Here is a 543-nt window from a genome sequence, read left to right as displayed (position 1 = left end):
GTGCTGTTCCAGGAACGCCACCAGCGCATCGCGATAGTTCGCACGCGCTTCCAGAGAACCGATAGAGTTCAGCTCCAGAGAAACGTGCTCAGAAATACCGAGCGCACGCCACCAGCGGGCAGTAAGCATAATCAGTTCGGCATCGATATCTGGTCCTTGCAGACCAAACACTTCCACGCCAAGCTGGTTGAACTGACGGTAGCGGCCTTTTTGCGGACGTTCGTGGCGGAACATCGGGCCGATATACCACAGGCGCTGCTCCTGATTGTACAGGAGACCATGTTCGATGCCGGCGCGTACGCAACCCGCCGTCCCCTCAGGACGCAGAGTCAGGCTGTCGCCGTTGCGGTCCTCAAAGGTGTACATCTCTTTTTCAACCACGTCGGTTACTTCGCCGATCGCGCGTTTGAATAACGGGGTCTGCTCTACAATCGGCAAACGAATTTCGCTGTAACCGTAGCTGCCGAGCACCTGCTTCAGTGTGCCTTCAATGCGCTGCCAGATGGCGGTTTCGCCAGGCAGATAATCGTTCATGCCGCGGAT

The 543-nt window shown here is 56.9% G+C and carries 1 protein-coding gene; it reads right to left on the bottom strand.

Annotated features, from left to right (window positions below; translation table 11 throughout):
- Nucleotides 1–543 (bottom strand): ATP phosphoribosyltransferase regulatory subunit (locus RE027_RS18115; RefSeq protein WP_368809690.1); only part of this gene is annotated, 543 nt, incomplete at both ends.

The sequence above is a fragment of the Kocuria sabuli genome (assembly GCF_040981185.1).
GTDB lineage: Bacteria > Actinomycetota > Actinomycetes > Actinomycetales > Micrococcaceae > Kocuria > Kocuria sabuli.
This window is presented reverse-complemented; position numbering and strand designations above follow the sequence as displayed.